We start from the raw sequence: 13,019 nt of genomic DNA, 5'->3' as shown, positions 1-13,019 counted from the left end.
GGCGTCAGAGGCCGGTCGGGTGATCGATGAAGACCTGCTCCAGCGCGAAATCCCGCGCGAGCCGGTCGGCCAGCGCCTTCACGCCAAAGGTCTCCGTGGCATAGTGGCCAGCGTAGAAGAGATTCACGCCCAGCTCCTCCGCGAGCGGATAACTCCAGTGCGGCCCCTCGCCCGTGATGAATGTATCAACTCCCGCAGCCGCCGCCTCGGCGATCTGGGAGCCAGCCCCGCCGGTGCAGAGGCCGATCACCCGGATATCCTCCGGCCCGCCGGGACAGACATGGACCGGCCCGCCGACGGCCTCCTCCAGCCGGGACTTCAGGGCGTCCCGCGATGTTCGGGCGCGGCAAAGCAGGCCGATCTGGAGATTCTTCCACTCTAGGAATTTCCCGCGCACCTCCAGCCCGAGCTCGGCGGCGAGCAGCGCGTTATTTCCCAGCACAGGATGCACGTCCAGCGGGAGGTGGGCGGAGTAGATCGCCAGCCCGGCATCCATTGCCGTCTTGATCTTCTTATAGAATGCGCGCGTGAGCGGCTGCGTCCCCTGCCAAAACATCCCGTGGTGCACCACCAGCAGGTCCGCGCCTGCCGCCACAGCCGCCTCCACCACGGGAAGCGACGCATCCACCGCAGCGGCCACCTTTGTCACGCTGCCGCCATTCTCGAGCTGCAGGCCATTCACCGCCCCGGAATAGTCCGGGATGCCGGGAATCCCCAGCTCTCCATCGAGAAACGCCACGATCTCATGCAGGCTCGCCATGCCGGATCTTGGATTGCAGATGCAGGATTGGCCACTGCGGAGTGATTCACGCGCCCGCGAAGGCCGCGAGATCCACCGGTAGCTCGGAGCGCCACTCGCGCATGCCCTGCCACTCCGCCACCAGCTTGCACGCGTGCAGTGCGTGGCGCGGCAGCATCAGGCGGGCCACGGATTTCTCCGAGAGCCCGTCCGCCATCTGCTCCAGATAAGGACTCCCGTCCGTGCCGTAGATCTTGTCCCCCACCAGCGGGTGGCCCACGTGCTCCAGATGCACGCGGATCTGGTGCATGCGCCCGGTCTCGGGAAAGCAGCGCAACACGGCGAAGTCCCCGAGCGCATTTGAAAACCGCCGCTCCACGCGGAATGCCGTCACGCAGTCCCGCCCCGACGGGTCCACGCCCTGCCGCAGCCAGATTTCCCCGCCCACCCGCGTGATCGCCGCCTCCACGTGGGTCTCGTCCCACCCGGGCGAGCCGTGGACAATGGCCAGGTACTCTTTCCCGATCTCCCGCCGTTCGAATTGCCGGGAGAAATGCCGGGCCGCCGCCGCGTGCTTCGCCACCAGCACCAGCCCGCTCGTCTCGCGGTCCAGCCGGGTGAGGATGGAAAGCCGGGCGCCGTTCGCGATTTCATACCGCAGCAGCTCCTCCAGCCCGCCCAGCAGCGTCGCCTCCACCTTTCCATTCGCCGGGTGCACGGCGAGCGGCGCGGGCTTCTCCACGACGATCCAGTCGTCCGACTCGTCGATCACCTGGAAATCGCACACCGCGCGCATCGGCGGCGAAGTTCCGGGCGGATCGCTCCCGCTGCCAATCCAGAAATCACTGACCGCGATTCATTTGGCACTTGGCACTTCTGACTTGGAACTTTCCCTTTCCCGCATGTCCGCCGACGCGCAGCACACCCTTGCCTCCGCCGCCACCCTAGAGGGCACCTCGCTCCACACCGGGGCGAAGGTCACGCTCACCCTGAAGCCCGCTCCCGCGGACCATGGTTTCAAATTCCGCCGCGTCGATCTGCCGGACCAGCCCTTCATCGATGCCGATGCGGAGAAGGTACAGACCGTGGAGCGCGCCACCACCCTGGCCGAGGGCTCCGTGAAGGTGCACACCGTGGAGCACGTGCTCTCCGCCCTCACCGGCATGGGCGTGGACAATGCCATCATCGAGATGGACGCGAACGAGCCGCCGATCGGTGACGGTTCCTCCCGCCCCTTCGTCGAGCTCATCAAGAAGGCCGGCCTGGCCGCCCAGGATGCGCCGCGCAAGATCTGGGAAATCCGTGAGCCCATCCATCAGGAGACCGGCGACGGCTCGCTGATCACCATCGTGCCCAGCAAGACCTTCCGCGTCTCCGTCACGAATGTCGGACCGGATGGCCGCTTCACCCAGTACTTCTCCACCGAGGTCACGCCGGAGACGTATGAGAAGGAAATCGCCCCCGCGCGCACTTTCGTCTACTACGAAGACGTCAAGCCGCTGCTGGAAAAGGGCCTGATCAAGGGCGGCTCGCTCGAGAACGCCGTGGTCGTCCGCGGCAACGAGGTGATGAGCAAGGAAGCCCTGCGCTTCTCGAATGAATTCGCCCGCCACAAGGCGCTCGACATCATCGGCGACCTCATCCTTTCCGGGAAGCGCTTCCTCGGCCACGTCATCGCCGTGAAGCCCGGCCACGGGCCGAACTCGAAGCTCGCCGCCACGCTGAAGCGCGAATACGCCCGCGTCCGCTCGCTTGCCGCGCCCTTCATCCTGCCGCGCGGCGAGACCGTCCTGGACATCAATGACGTCCTCAAGATCCTGCCCCACCGCTACCCCTTCCTGCTGGTGGACCGCATCATCGACATGGTCGGCGACACGAAGTGCACCGGCATCAAGAACGTCACGATCAACGAGCCCTTCTTCATCGGCCACTTCCCCGGCCACCCGATCATGCCGGGCGTGCTGCAGCTCGAGGCCATGGCGCAGGTTTCCTCCGTCCTCATGCTCCGCAAGCCGGAGAATGCCGGCAAGATCGGCTACTTCATGAGCGCGGACAGCGTGAAATGGCGACGACCGGTGCTGCCGGGCGATACCCTGCACATCGAGGCCGAGGTGCTGAAGATCCGCGGCTCCATCGGCTCCACGCGCTGCCGCTGCTTCGTCGGCAATGAAGTCGCCTCGGAAGCCGAGCTGAAGTTCGCGCTGGTGGCGCAGTGATGGGATCATCCCGGGAGCGCGGGGGGCACTCCGCCCGCGCTCCGCTTTTCGTCACTTCTTCTGCTCCGGGACCGGCTCCATGCCGATGCGGGCATACCACTCCGCCGGGATCTTCACCGGGGGATTGTGATCATAGCGGAAGGACTCGCTGCGGGCGATCACCGCACCGCTCTTCGAGTCCAGCAGGTAGGTGATCGCGCGGGCCTGCGGGAATTTGTCTCCCGGCAATTCCTTCTCCTCCCCCGGCGTGGTCTCGGAAAAGGCGAAGAAGCCTTTGCCCAGATATCTCACCGGGAGACGCGGCGGCATGCCTCCAAAGGTCTTTGATACCGCCAGAGACTGAAGCAGACATTTCCAGTCATCGCCGCGGCGGACCCACAGCGACATCGTGGATTGGTCGCAGCAAAACGTCGTGCCATCCCCGGCGCGGTAGAGATCGGCATACGGGGTGGAACTGATATCGGTGACCGAATCATCTGCCATCCCCGGCATGATCTCTACCACCCCCGGCATGATCTCTTCCCAAACCTTCCGCACTTCCGGAGCCTGTAGCTTCGCGATCTCCATACGGTTCAGGACAGGCTGTGGATAGGGGATGCCCAGTTCCTCGATCGTCACCTCCGTGATCGCCGCAGGATGCGGTGCCTCCGCCATCACGCCGGTGAGCAATGCCAACGACACCGCCAGCACCACACCGGCAATGGTCGGGGATTTCTTCGCATGGCGCGTCCGTCGGAATGAGGATGTCATCGCAAGATGACTCCACCAAATGATCGGAGGCGTCGAACCTGAAATGACGAGCGCCACGGGACCGCTAAAGATGCCCGCCACGGTCCGCAGCAAAATATGCGCAGCCTCACGGACCACGCGGTTAGAGGCGTCGTGGCATTTCAGGGATTGTCATGGCGTTCCCAGACGAACGCATCATGAAAGCCGCTAGCCTCTTTTCCCTGACCGCCCTCCTCTGCTCCGCATCCGCCATGGCGGGCACCGTGATCACGCAGTCCGCCACGCCGGTGACCACCTCGGGCTTCGAGAATGCCCGCCGCCCGATCAGCAATCCCACGCTCTTCGACCTGGCGCTGCCGACGACGAACCTGCACCCCATCTTCATGTACCAGCGCCTGCCGGACTCGGTGAGCAGCACCGCCGGGCCGCTCGCGATGGGCGGGGACGTGCAGGTGTATGCGCTGCAGTTCGAGATCGCGCTGAGCGAGCGCCTCTCGCTGGTGGCGACGAAGGACGGCTACGTGGACATGAATCCGGACAACACCGCGCTGTGGGAAAACGAGTCCGGCTTCGCGAACATCGGCGGCGGCCTGAAGTATGCCTTCATCTACGATCCCTCTAGTAGCACCGCCGTCAGCGGCACCGTCACCTTCGAGTTTCCCACGGGAAACCACGATGTCTTCCAGGGCGAGGGCGACGGCGCGGCGAACGTGATCGTCTCCGGCCTGAAGCTCTGGGACGATCTCCAGGTCGCCGGTGCCGCGGGCGTTCACCTGCCCTTCGACGGGCAGATGGCCACCACCTCCTTCATCAGCGCGCATGCCAGCTACGAGGTGAGCCGCTGGTTCATCCCGCTGGTCGAGGTGAACTGGCACCACCTGCTGGAGGCGGGGAACGGGCGGCCGAATTTCTCCGCGCAGGCCGGTGGCGCGGTGCCCGTGGTCGCCGCCTTCGAGGGCTACGATCTGCTGAATTTCGGCGCGTCGAATGCCACGCGGAACCGCGACCTGGTCACCGCCGCGGTCGGCTTCCGCTCGCGCCTGACGGACGATCTCCAGCTCGGCTTCGCCTACGAGCTGCCCCTGACCGATGAGGAAAACAGCGTGATGGAGGACCGCTTCACGCTGGACCTGGTCTGGACTTTCTGAGGATTTCCCGGGTTCGGCAATGTTCGGGCGGCCGTCCTCCGGGGCGGCCGTTTTCGTTTTCCGGCGGGTGGCATGCGCCACGTTACAGAAACGACATGCGTGCATTCACAACTTGCCTTCACGGATGCCAAAGTTTCTTTTCGGGAAACATCATTGATCCCGGCAACCACGACGTCCGCACCCACGGAAATCCCTTCTCCTGACATGACGCCCACCTTCGAAGCCAATGGCCGCACCTACCCGCTGCCCGCAAATCCCATCGCCGTGATCTGCCTGGACGGCTGCGCGGACGAGTATCTCAGCACCGCGATCGCCCACGGGAAGATGCCGCGCCTCGCCGCGATGGCGCGCGATGGCTGGCGCGGCATCGTGCGTGGCGCGCTGCCGTCCTTCACGAACGTGAACAACACCTGCATCGTGACCGGCGTGACGCCGCGCGTGCACGGCATCTGCGGGAATTTCTTCCTGAATCCCGAGACCGGCGAGGAGGTCATGATGAATGGCCCGGAGTACCGCCGCTGCGGCACGCTGCTCACCGCGGCTGCCGATGCGGGGCGGAAGGTCGCCTTCATCACCGCGAAGGAAAAGCTGCGCACCGTGCTCGGCGATGGCGTGGTGGAGCGCGGCGGCATCGTCTTCTCGTCGGAGAAGGTGGACGAGGCGCGGAAGGAGACGCACGGCATCGACGACGCCACGTCCATCATCGGCAAGCCGCGCCCGGAGATCTACTCGGGCGATGCCTCGATCTACGTGCTGGAGGCCGGGGCCGCTCTGGCCGAGCAGGGTGTGGCGGACTTCCTCTATCTCTCCACGACGGACTTCATGCAGCACAAGCACGGCCCGGAGGCACCGGAGATCCTGGACTTCCACGCGCGGATCGACGCGGCCATCGGTCGCCTGCTCGATGCCGGCTGCACCGTCGCGCTGACCGCCGACCACGGCATGAATGCGAAGAACGATGCGGAGGGAAATCCGAAGGTCATCTTCGTCGAGTCGCTGCTGAGGGAGAAATTCGGCGATGGCCTGCGCGTCATCTGCCCGATCACCGATCCCTACGTGGTGCACCACGGCGCGCTCGGCTCGCTGGTGATGGTGCACCTGGACGATGCCTCGCGGCGCGCGGAGATCGCGGAGTATCTCTTCGCACAGGACGGCATCACGGAGGTGCTGACGCGCGAGCAGGCGGTGGACAAGCTGGAGCTGGCACCGGACCGCATCGGCGATCTCGTCGTGCTCTCCGGCCGCGATGTCGTGGTGGGAAAGTCCGCGGAGCACCACGATCTCTCCGTGCTGCACGGCGGCCTGCGCTCGCACGGCGGACGCTATGAGGAACTCGTGCCGCTGGTGATTTCCAAGCCACTCACGCCGGAGCTGAAGCGCCTCGCGGAAGGTGATCCGCGGAACTTCGACGTCTTCCACTTCGCCTGCCACGTCTGATCCCATCCCACACCGGGAGCGCAGAATTCATTCCGCTTGGACGGCGGCTGCACCAGTCCTGCAACGCGCTCCCCATCCATCTCCCGACCCATGTCTTGGTCCCCGCTTCATCTCCCCTCCTACATCGCCGGCGAGGCCGTCACCACCGGCCGCACGCTAGAGGTGCGCTATCCGTGGGACGGCTCGCTCACCGGCAGCGCCGCCCTCATCGGCCCGGAGCACCTGGAGCAGGCGATCACCCGCGCGCTCGCGTTTCCAAATGAATCGCTGACCCGCCGCGACCGCCACGACATCCTGCGAAAGGCCGCCGCGCTGATGGCGGAGCGCCGGGATGACTTCGCCGCGCTCATCACCCGCGAGACCGGGCTGGCCATCCGCGAGGCGAAATACGAGACCAGCCGTAGCTCGGACGTGCTCGACTTCGCCGCCATGGAGGCGCTGCGCGATGACGGCCGCATTTTCTCCTGCGACATCTCGCCGATCGGCAAGCCGCGGAAGATCTTCACCTCGCGCTATCCCGTCCGCCTCGTCGCGGCCATCACGCCCTTCAATCACCCGCTGAACCAGGTGGTGCATAAGATCGCCCCGGCAATCGCGGCCGGTGCGCCCATGCTGCTGAAGCCCTCCGACCGCACGCCGCTCACCGCGCTGAAATTCGCAAAGGTCCTCTACGAGGCCGGCCTGCCCGGGCCGATGCTGAGCCTCTTCCTCGGCGGCATCGACGACATCGTCACGCCAATGATCACGGACGAGCGCGTGGAGATCGTGTCCTTCACCGGCTCCGTGGAGATCGGCAAGCACATCGCCCGCACCTGCGGCTACAAGCGCCTGTGCCTGGAGCTGGGCGGGAATTCCCCGCTGATCGTAATGCAGGATGCCGACCTCGATCTCGCTGCGAAGCTCGCCGCGGAAGGCTCCTTCCGGAACTCCGGCCAGCGCTGCACCGCGGTGAAGCGCATCCTCGTGCAGGAGAGCATCCTGCCGGAATTCACGGAGCGCTTCGTCGATCTGGTGAAGCGCGACTATCCCTGCGGCGATCCCGAGGACCCGGCCACCGTGGTTGGCACCATGATCCATGCGCCCGCCGCGGAGGAGCTGGAGCGACGGGTGGATGCCGCCGTGGCGATGGGTGCGCGCGTGCTTCACGGCGGCGCGCGGAGCGGTGCGCTGTTAGAGCCCACGATCATCGCGGACGTCCCGCGTGATGCGGAGATGGTGGCGCTGGAGAGCTTTGGCCCGCTCGCGCCGATCCTGCCGATCCGCGATCTGGACGATGCGATCGCTTACTACAATGCCGGCCCCTTCGGCCTCAGCAGCGGCATCGTGACGAACGATCTCACGCTCGCGATGCAGGCCTGCAAGCAGCTCAAGACCGGCACCACCAACGTGAACGAAGTGCCCGGCTACCGGCTGGAGCTCACCCCCTTCGGCGGCACCCGGGACTCCGGGCTAGGGGTGAAGGAAGGCGTGATCGAGGCGATCAAGTTCTTCACTCACGAGAAAACTTGGTCGCTCCCGTGGTAGTCCATCCCCGGCAGAAATCATCACCTAAAGATGCTTTTGTGGCGTTAATGTGAAATTTTCAGCCGATCCGGCGCGTCATGGTCGATCATGCCCGCGACCAACCGCCGTCAATTTCTCGCCGCCATCCCGCTCGCCGGGGCAGGTCTCGCCGCGGTCGGGCAGGGGCAGGATGGCACGCCTACCTCATCTGTCGGGGCGGTCACCTTCGGCTTCATCACGGACGTCCATCACGGCACGCATGGGAAGGACCAGGTCGCGCGGCTGACGCCATTCATCGATGCGGCCATCGCTCGCAGGCCGGACTTCATCCTCCAGTGCGGAGACTTCTGTTGCGCGAAGGGCGGCATCTCCACCGCGCGGGATTTCCTCGCCGAGTGGAACCGCTTTCCCGGAGCGAGGCATCACGTGATCGGGAATCACGACTGCGACTATCAGACGAAGGAGGAGCTGCTGGAGGCATGGCAGATCCCGCACCGCCACTACTCCTTCGACGTGGGCGACTTCCACTTCGTCGTGCTGGACCGGAACCACTTCATCGATGACGAGGGGACGACCGTCTCCTACGCGAATGGCAACTGGTATCCCATCCACCGCAAGGGCGGGCCCGGTCACCTCGCCCGCGTGAGCTGCATCGACCGGGAGCAACTCGCCTGGCTGGCGAAGGACCTGGCCGCCACGGACAAGCCCATCGTCATCTTCCAGCACCAACCATCGGGCGTGGGCAGCCACGAGGGAAACTGGGATGCCGTGAACTTCGCGATCGACTCCCACAATGCGCGGCGCGGACGCGTGCAGGTCGTCGCCGTCCTCGCGGGCCACGATCACGACGAGCAGCACAGCATCCGCCACGGCGTGCACCACCTCACGCTGACCAGCTCCACCTTTGGCATGCCCCCGAATGGCAGCACGACCTACTATGAATCCAGTAATCCACCCTTCACCTTCATCACCCTGGACCCCGCCCGCAAGGAAATGCGCATCGAGGAGTCCCGCACCACCTACGAGGAGCAGGAAGCCATGAAACCCGAGCACCTCTGGCTCACACCCCCGCTCCTCCGAGCGCGCATGCTGGCGCTGGGGTGAGGGGAAAAGCGGATCACGCGAAGCTGCCCTGCCGGAGCTGATGGACCATCTGCCAGATCTCGTCGGACTCGCCCGCCTTGATCAGATCCATCGGCGAACGCTTCCCGAAGGCGCGGTTCGGAGCATGAAGCCAGTTTGCCAACGCATCCTGATCCCCGGCAAGCTCGCCCAGCGCGCCGATCAAGCGCACCGTCTCTGTCACCGGCCGCACCACCTTGGCCGGGATCTGCTTCGCCTTTTCATAGGTCGCCAGCTTCCTCACCGAAAAGTCTGCCATCTCGGCGAAAACTTCCCGTGAAATACCCCTCTCCCGTCGCCACGCCATCAGCGCCGGACCCGATGCCGGTGTGGATCGCCTTACGGTCGCCTTCATGCCCGCAGACTAGACCCGGACTTCACGGACCGCAATCAAAACCTGCAAATTTGCAGGTTTCAAGAACCGGGCCATTCAACCTCCTTCACCACCCTCACCGTGCTGCCGGAGGCGAGGTTTCCCGGGAATACGATGAGATTCCCGCCGCCCGCACGCGCAGCGCTGGGGACCAGCATCCCCTCGAAGCCCGCCAGCAGCGCCGCTCGTCCGACCGCCTGCGTGATGGCTTCGTCCCCCTCCCGGTTGAAGGATCGCCAGTCGCATTCGAGCACCGACTTCTCCGAGACCCGCAACCGGCGCCGGATGGAGCCGTCCCTGAGATCGATGACCCTCGCCAGCTTCATCCTCGCCGTCACGAGAACGGCTGGAGTAGCCGAGGAAAGCGGGAATCCAAAGTAGCGCGCCGCGGCAAGGCTCTCCGCGAGTGCGGTCTCCGGCTCCAGCGAGGTATAGGTCGCCGGTGCGACTCCCTGCAGCAACCACCGGCCATTGGCATGGAGAGCACCCTTCCCGGCAAAGAGGTCGGCGGTCCTGCTGTAGGTGGGCTTTACGAAACGGAAACACTCCCCCGTGAATGCCGTGCATGCATCCTCCCACACGGCTGCGATGCGCCGGACCAGCGAGGCGGAGAGCGGATGGAGAATCATGAAGTGAATGACCGGTGATCCGTGCCAAAATGACTCGCATGCAGGAATCAAAATCGCCTGACATGTCATCCCCTATCTCATGCGAATCCTGAGCATCATCATCCGCCTCATCCTGGCTGTCCATGGCATCGCTGCCGCGGCCGTCGCTGGAGAATTCACCATCGCCCGGCACTTCGCCTCGCACATGGTGCTGCCGATGCGTTGTGAGGTGCCGGTGTGTGGCACGGCTTCGCCGGGGTCTAGCGTGGTGCTGAAGTTCCGCGACGTGGCCTACACGACCACTGCCGCGCCCTCCGGCGCGTGGCGTATCCCGCTGCCTGCCATGGAGCCCACGGCGAGGCCCGCGACGATGGTGATCGAGGCGGACGGGCGGCGGATGCGGCTGGATGATCTGCTCGTCGGCCGCGTATTCCTCTGCTCCGGCCAATCGAACATGGACTTCCCGCTCGGCCTCGCGATCGGCGGGAAAGCGGAAGCGCGGACGGCAGGCCGCTTCCCTGCCATGCGGCTCTGTAATCTCACGGGTGTATCCACCGATGCGGGCGCTTACGATGATGCCACGCTGTCCCGCCTGAATGAGCGCGAACACTTCCAGGGCACATGGCAGCGCGCGAGCCAGGGCTCCGCCACCGCATTCTCCGCACTCGCCTGGTGGACGGGCCGCATGATCCACGAGCGCGATGGCGTACCGGTCGGCCTCGTGGAGAATGCCGTCGGAGGCTCGGGCACGGAGGCATGGCTGCCGCGGAATGTGCTGTCAGCCCGTCGAGCTTACCGCGAGCTGTTAGATGGCGGCTGGTTCACTTCGCGGAAGATCAGCCCGTGGGCGCAGGGCCGCGCGCGGGGGAATCTGGGACAGCACCCGCGGGCGAGCCATCCCTTCACGCCGGGCTTTCTCTTCGAGTCCGGCTTGCGGGAGTGGAGCGGATTCCCCTTTGACGCCGTGCTGTGGTATCAGGGCGAGACGAATGCGGAGATCGGCGATGACGCATGGAATCGCCGGCTCATCACGGACCTCGTCACCGGCTGGCGGCGCGAGCTTGGCCAGCCGCGCCTGCCCTTTCACATCGTCCAACTCCCGCGCATCGGCGACACCCGCCCGATCCGCCGGCACTGGCCGGACTATCGCCGCGTGCAGGCGCAGGTAGCGCGTGCGCTGCCCGATGTACATCTCGTCGTGACGCAGGACCTCGGCTGGGACAGCCCGGATGTCCACCCGCCGGACAAGCTGCCCATCGCACGCCGCCTCGCCGCCAGCATCCCGCTGAAATAGCGGCGCAATCTTCTTCTAACAAATGGCTCCTTTCCCTTCACGATCCTTCGCACATCGCGTCCTCCACACGGCGGTGGCCTCGCTCGTCATCGCCATTGCCGCGGCGGACACGCCTGCGGTCCGGGTGGAAACGGCACAACCGGTCTGCCCCGCCTTCATCCGCGAGGACCACAATCCGGTGCTCGGCTTCCGCATCGTCGTCGAGGAAGGAGCTGAAGGCGTGACGCTGGAGGGCATCGAGCTGGACTTCGCCGGGACCACGGATCTCGCGGACATCGCGTCCTACCGCATCGTCACGGGCAAGGCCGACCCCGCCGCGCAGCCCGGCGCGACCCTCGCGGAGGGCAAGGATGTGAGTGGCAGGATTTCCCTCGCGGTGGATCACCCGCTCGCGCCCGGGGAGCATTGGTTCTGGATCTCGCCGTTCTTGAAAGAGACCGCATCGCTCGACCATCGCATCGATGCCTCGCTCCACGGCGTGAAGGTCGGCGGCAAGCTGTTAGAGCCCGCGCAGCCTTCTCCGCCCGGCAGCCAGCGCATCGGCCACGCCATCCGCTTGCCCGGCGACGATGGCTCGGCATCCTACCGCATCCCCGGCCTCGCGCAGACCCGTGCGGGCTCGCTGATCGCCGTCTATGACATCCGCTACGATCACCCGCGCGACCTTCCCGCGGATATCGACGTCGGCGTGTCGCGCAGCACGGATAGCGGGCAGACTTGGGAAAAGATGCGCGTGGCCATGAACATGGGTGACGACCCGAAGCACGGCCACGATGGCGTGGGCGACCCTGCGATCCTCGTCGATCCCGCGAACGGCCGCATCTGGATCGCTGCACTGTGGAGTCATGGGAATCGCGCCTGGCACGGCTCCGGCCCGGGGCTGTCGCCGGAGGAGACCGGCCAGCTCGTGCTTTCCCACAGCGACGACGATGGCAAGACGTGGTCGCCGCCGGTGAACATCACCGCGCAGGTGAAGGACCCAGCGATGCGTCTTTTCTTCAATGGCCCCGGCGCGGGCATCGCGATGAAGGACGGCACGCTGGTCTTCGCCGCCCAATATCGTGCGGCCGATGGCAAGCCGTGGTCCACCGTGATTTCCTCAAGCGACCATGGCAAAACCTGGCAGGCAGGCACCGGCGTGAAGAGCGACACGACCGAGGCCCAGGTCGCGGAACTCGCCGACGGCAGCCTCATGATCAACTGCCGGGACAACCGCGGCGGCACCCGCACCATCGCGACCACGCGCGATCTTGGGAAGACCTGGACGCCCCACCCCACCGACCGCAAGGCGCTGCGCGACCCGGTCTGCATGGGCAGCATCCTGGCGTGGAAAGGCGCGCTGTGGTTCTCGAGCCCCGACGCCACCGATGGCCGCCATTCCATGACCGTGAAGCGCTCCACCGACCAGGGGCTCACCTGGCCGGAGCAGGATGCCGTCCTTTACGATTCCCGCGGCGGCTTCGGCTACTCCTGCCTCGCCCCCGCCGGGGATACGCACCTCGGCATCATCTACGAGGGACATAGTACCATGTATTTCCTCCGCCTGCCCGTCGCGGGATGGGGCGAGTGAGGAACTGGAGGATTGGACGGCGGAGCCGGGAGCGCTGGCTTCAGCCGGCTTGGGCGGGTGAGCGAAGTGGTCATTGGAGGCCGTGGTGACTTGAGGCCATCGTGGTCCGCATCGCTCCGCGTGCGGTGCGCCGGTCAGGGGAAGGAACCGATAAGGCCCGCTTCTACACGCGTCTTCCAAGAGCCGAGGATAGGGCCAGCTTGCAGAACTGCTTCACCGCACGCGGAGCGATGCGGACCACGATGGCACAGGGTCTCCGTCCGCGTTGAGAGCTGCTTCG

At 65.7% G+C, this 13,019-nt stretch carries 12 protein-coding genes; 7 read left to right on the top strand and 5 right to left on the bottom strand.

What is annotated here, in order from left to right; all coding sequences use genetic code 11:
- Positions 1-4: 4 nt before the first annotated feature.
- Positions 5-760, bottom strand: coding sequence for a Nif3-like dinuclear metal center hexameric protein (locus OKA04_RS09160; protein WP_264500851.1), 756 nt, complete (start codon positions 758-760; stop codon positions 5-7).
- Positions 761-806: 46 nt separating this feature from the next.
- Positions 807-1,535 carry an RluA family pseudouridine synthase gene (locus OKA04_RS09155; protein ID WP_264500850.1) on the bottom strand — a complete coding sequence of 243 codons (729 nt, stop codon included), beginning with the start codon at positions 1,533-1,535 and terminating at the stop codon, positions 807-809.
- Positions 1,536-1,641: 106 nt separating this feature from the next.
- On the opposite strand from OKA04_RS09155, the gene OKA04_RS09150 reads away from it, so the two are divergent.
- Positions 1,642-2,955 carry a bifunctional UDP-3-O-[3-hydroxymyristoyl] N-acetylglucosamine deacetylase/3-hydroxyacyl-ACP dehydratase gene (locus OKA04_RS09150; RefSeq protein WP_264500849.1) on the top strand — a complete coding sequence of 438 codons (1,314 nt, stop codon included), beginning with the start codon at positions 1,642-1,644 and terminating at the stop codon, positions 2,953-2,955.
- A gap of 51 nt (positions 2,956-3,006) precedes the next feature.
- Here the strand turns inward: OKA04_RS09150 and OKA04_RS09145 are convergent, their stop codons facing one another.
- Positions 3,007-3,705: a hypothetical protein gene (locus OKA04_RS09145; protein WP_264500848.1), complete on the bottom strand. Its 699-nt coding sequence runs from the start codon at positions 3,703-3,705 to the stop codon at positions 3,007-3,009.
- Positions 3,706-3,881: 176 nt separating this feature from the next.
- Between OKA04_RS09145 and OKA04_RS09140 the strand changes: the two genes are divergently transcribed.
- The 4 genes from OKA04_RS09140 to OKA04_RS09125 all read left to right on the top strand — a co-directional run bounded on the left by OKA04_RS09140 (position 3,882) and on the right by OKA04_RS09125 (position 8,876).
- On the top strand, positions 3,882-4,832 hold the full coding sequence (locus tag OKA04_RS09140; protein ID WP_264500847.1) for a hypothetical protein: 951 nt from the start codon (positions 3,882-3,884) through the stop codon (positions 4,830-4,832).
- A gap of 204 nt (positions 4,833-5,036) precedes the next feature.
- A complete protein-coding gene (gene phnA / locus OKA04_RS09135) occupies positions 5,037-6,269 on the top strand; it encodes a phosphonoacetate hydrolase (protein WP_264500846.1) in 1,233 nt (410 codons plus the stop codon).
- A 90-nt stretch (positions 6,270-6,359) separates the two neighbouring features.
- Entirely contained in the window at positions 6,360-7,793 is a 1,434-nt protein-coding gene (locus OKA04_RS09130; RefSeq protein ID WP_264500845.1) for an aldehyde dehydrogenase family protein, read from the top strand.
- A gap of 87 nt (positions 7,794-7,880) precedes the next feature.
- Positions 7,881-8,876, top strand: coding sequence for a metallophosphoesterase family protein (locus OKA04_RS09125; RefSeq protein WP_264500844.1), 996 nt, complete (start codon positions 7,881-7,883; stop codon positions 8,874-8,876).
- Positions 8,877-8,889: 13 nt separating this feature from the next.
- Here OKA04_RS09125 and OKA04_RS09120 read toward each other — a convergent pair whose 3' ends face one another.
- Positions 8,890-9,153, bottom strand: coding sequence for an MbcA/ParS/Xre antitoxin family protein (locus OKA04_RS09120; RefSeq protein WP_264500843.1), 264 nt, complete (start codon positions 9,151-9,153; stop codon positions 8,890-8,892).
- 155 nt (positions 9,154-9,308) lie between these two features.
- Positions 9,309-9,896, bottom strand: a complete 588-nt coding sequence (locus tag OKA04_RS09115; RefSeq protein WP_264500842.1) for an RES family NAD+ phosphorylase — start codon at positions 9,894-9,896, stop codon at positions 9,309-9,311.
- Between the two features lie 79 nt (positions 9,897-9,975).
- Here OKA04_RS09115 and OKA04_RS09110 point away from each other — a divergent pair, with 79 nt between their 5' ends.
- Together OKA04_RS09110 and OKA04_RS09105 are read left to right on the top strand one after the other, a co-directional pair.
- Complete coding sequence (locus OKA04_RS09110) at positions 9,976-11,169, top strand: sialate O-acetylesterase (protein ID WP_264500841.1); 1,194 nt, start codon at positions 9,976-9,978, stop codon at positions 11,167-11,169.
- Positions 11,170-11,191: 22 nt separating this feature from the next.
- Complete coding sequence (locus OKA04_RS09105; RefSeq protein WP_264500840.1) at positions 11,192-12,739, top strand: sialidase family protein; 1,548 nt, start codon at positions 11,192-11,194, stop codon at positions 12,737-12,739.
- Positions 12,740-13,019 lie beyond the last annotated feature (280 nt).

Origin of the sequence: Luteolibacter flavescens, assembly GCF_025950085.1 — a bacterium.
GTDB lineage: Bacteria > Verrucomicrobiota > Verrucomicrobiia > Verrucomicrobiales > Akkermansiaceae > Haloferula > Haloferula flavescens.
Note: the sequence above shows the minus strand (reverse complement) of the source record. Positions and strands in the feature narration are given on the sequence as shown.

What these genes read in the sequence shown, in the direction of transcription:
- phnA (WP_264500846.1), top strand. Translation starts at nt 5,037, where the DNA reads ATGACGCCCACCTTCGAAGCCAATGGCCGCACCTACCCGCTGCCCGCA.
- OKA04_RS09145 (WP_264500848.1), bottom strand. Translation starts at nt 3,705, where the DNA reads ATGACATCCTCATTCCGACGGACGCGCCATGCGAAGAAATCCCCGACC.
- OKA04_RS09150 (WP_264500849.1), top strand. Translation starts at nt 1,642, where the DNA reads ATGTCCGCCGACGCGCAGCACACCCTTGCCTCCGCCGCCACCCTAGAG.
- OKA04_RS09110 (WP_264500841.1), top strand. Translation starts at nt 9,976, where the DNA reads ATGCGAATCCTGAGCATCATCATCCGCCTCATCCTGGCTGTCCATGGC.
- OKA04_RS09105 (WP_264500840.1), top strand. Translation starts at nt 11,192, where the DNA reads ATGGCTCCTTTCCCTTCACGATCCTTCGCACATCGCGTCCTCCACACG.
- OKA04_RS09120 (WP_264500843.1), bottom strand. Translation starts at nt 9,153, where the DNA reads ATGGCAGACTTTTCGGTGAGGAAGCTGGCGACCTATGAAAAGGCGAAG.
- OKA04_RS09155 (WP_264500850.1), bottom strand. Translation starts at nt 1,535, where the DNA reads ATGCGCGCGGTGTGCGATTTCCAGGTGATCGACGAGTCGGACGACTGG.
- OKA04_RS09115 (WP_264500842.1), bottom strand. Translation starts at nt 9,896, where the DNA reads ATGATTCTCCATCCGCTCTCCGCCTCGCTGGTCCGGCGCATCGCAGCC.
- OKA04_RS09125 (WP_264500844.1), top strand. Translation starts at nt 7,881, where the DNA reads ATGCCCGCGACCAACCGCCGTCAATTTCTCGCCGCCATCCCGCTCGCC.
- OKA04_RS09160 (WP_264500851.1), bottom strand. Translation starts at nt 760, where the DNA reads ATGGCGAGCCTGCATGAGATCGTGGCGTTTCTCGATGGAGAGCTGGGG.
- OKA04_RS09130 (WP_264500845.1), top strand. Translation starts at nt 6,360, where the DNA reads ATGTCTTGGTCCCCGCTTCATCTCCCCTCCTACATCGCCGGCGAGGCC.
- OKA04_RS09140 (WP_264500847.1), top strand. Translation starts at nt 3,882, where the DNA reads ATGAAAGCCGCTAGCCTCTTTTCCCTGACCGCCCTCCTCTGCTCCGCA.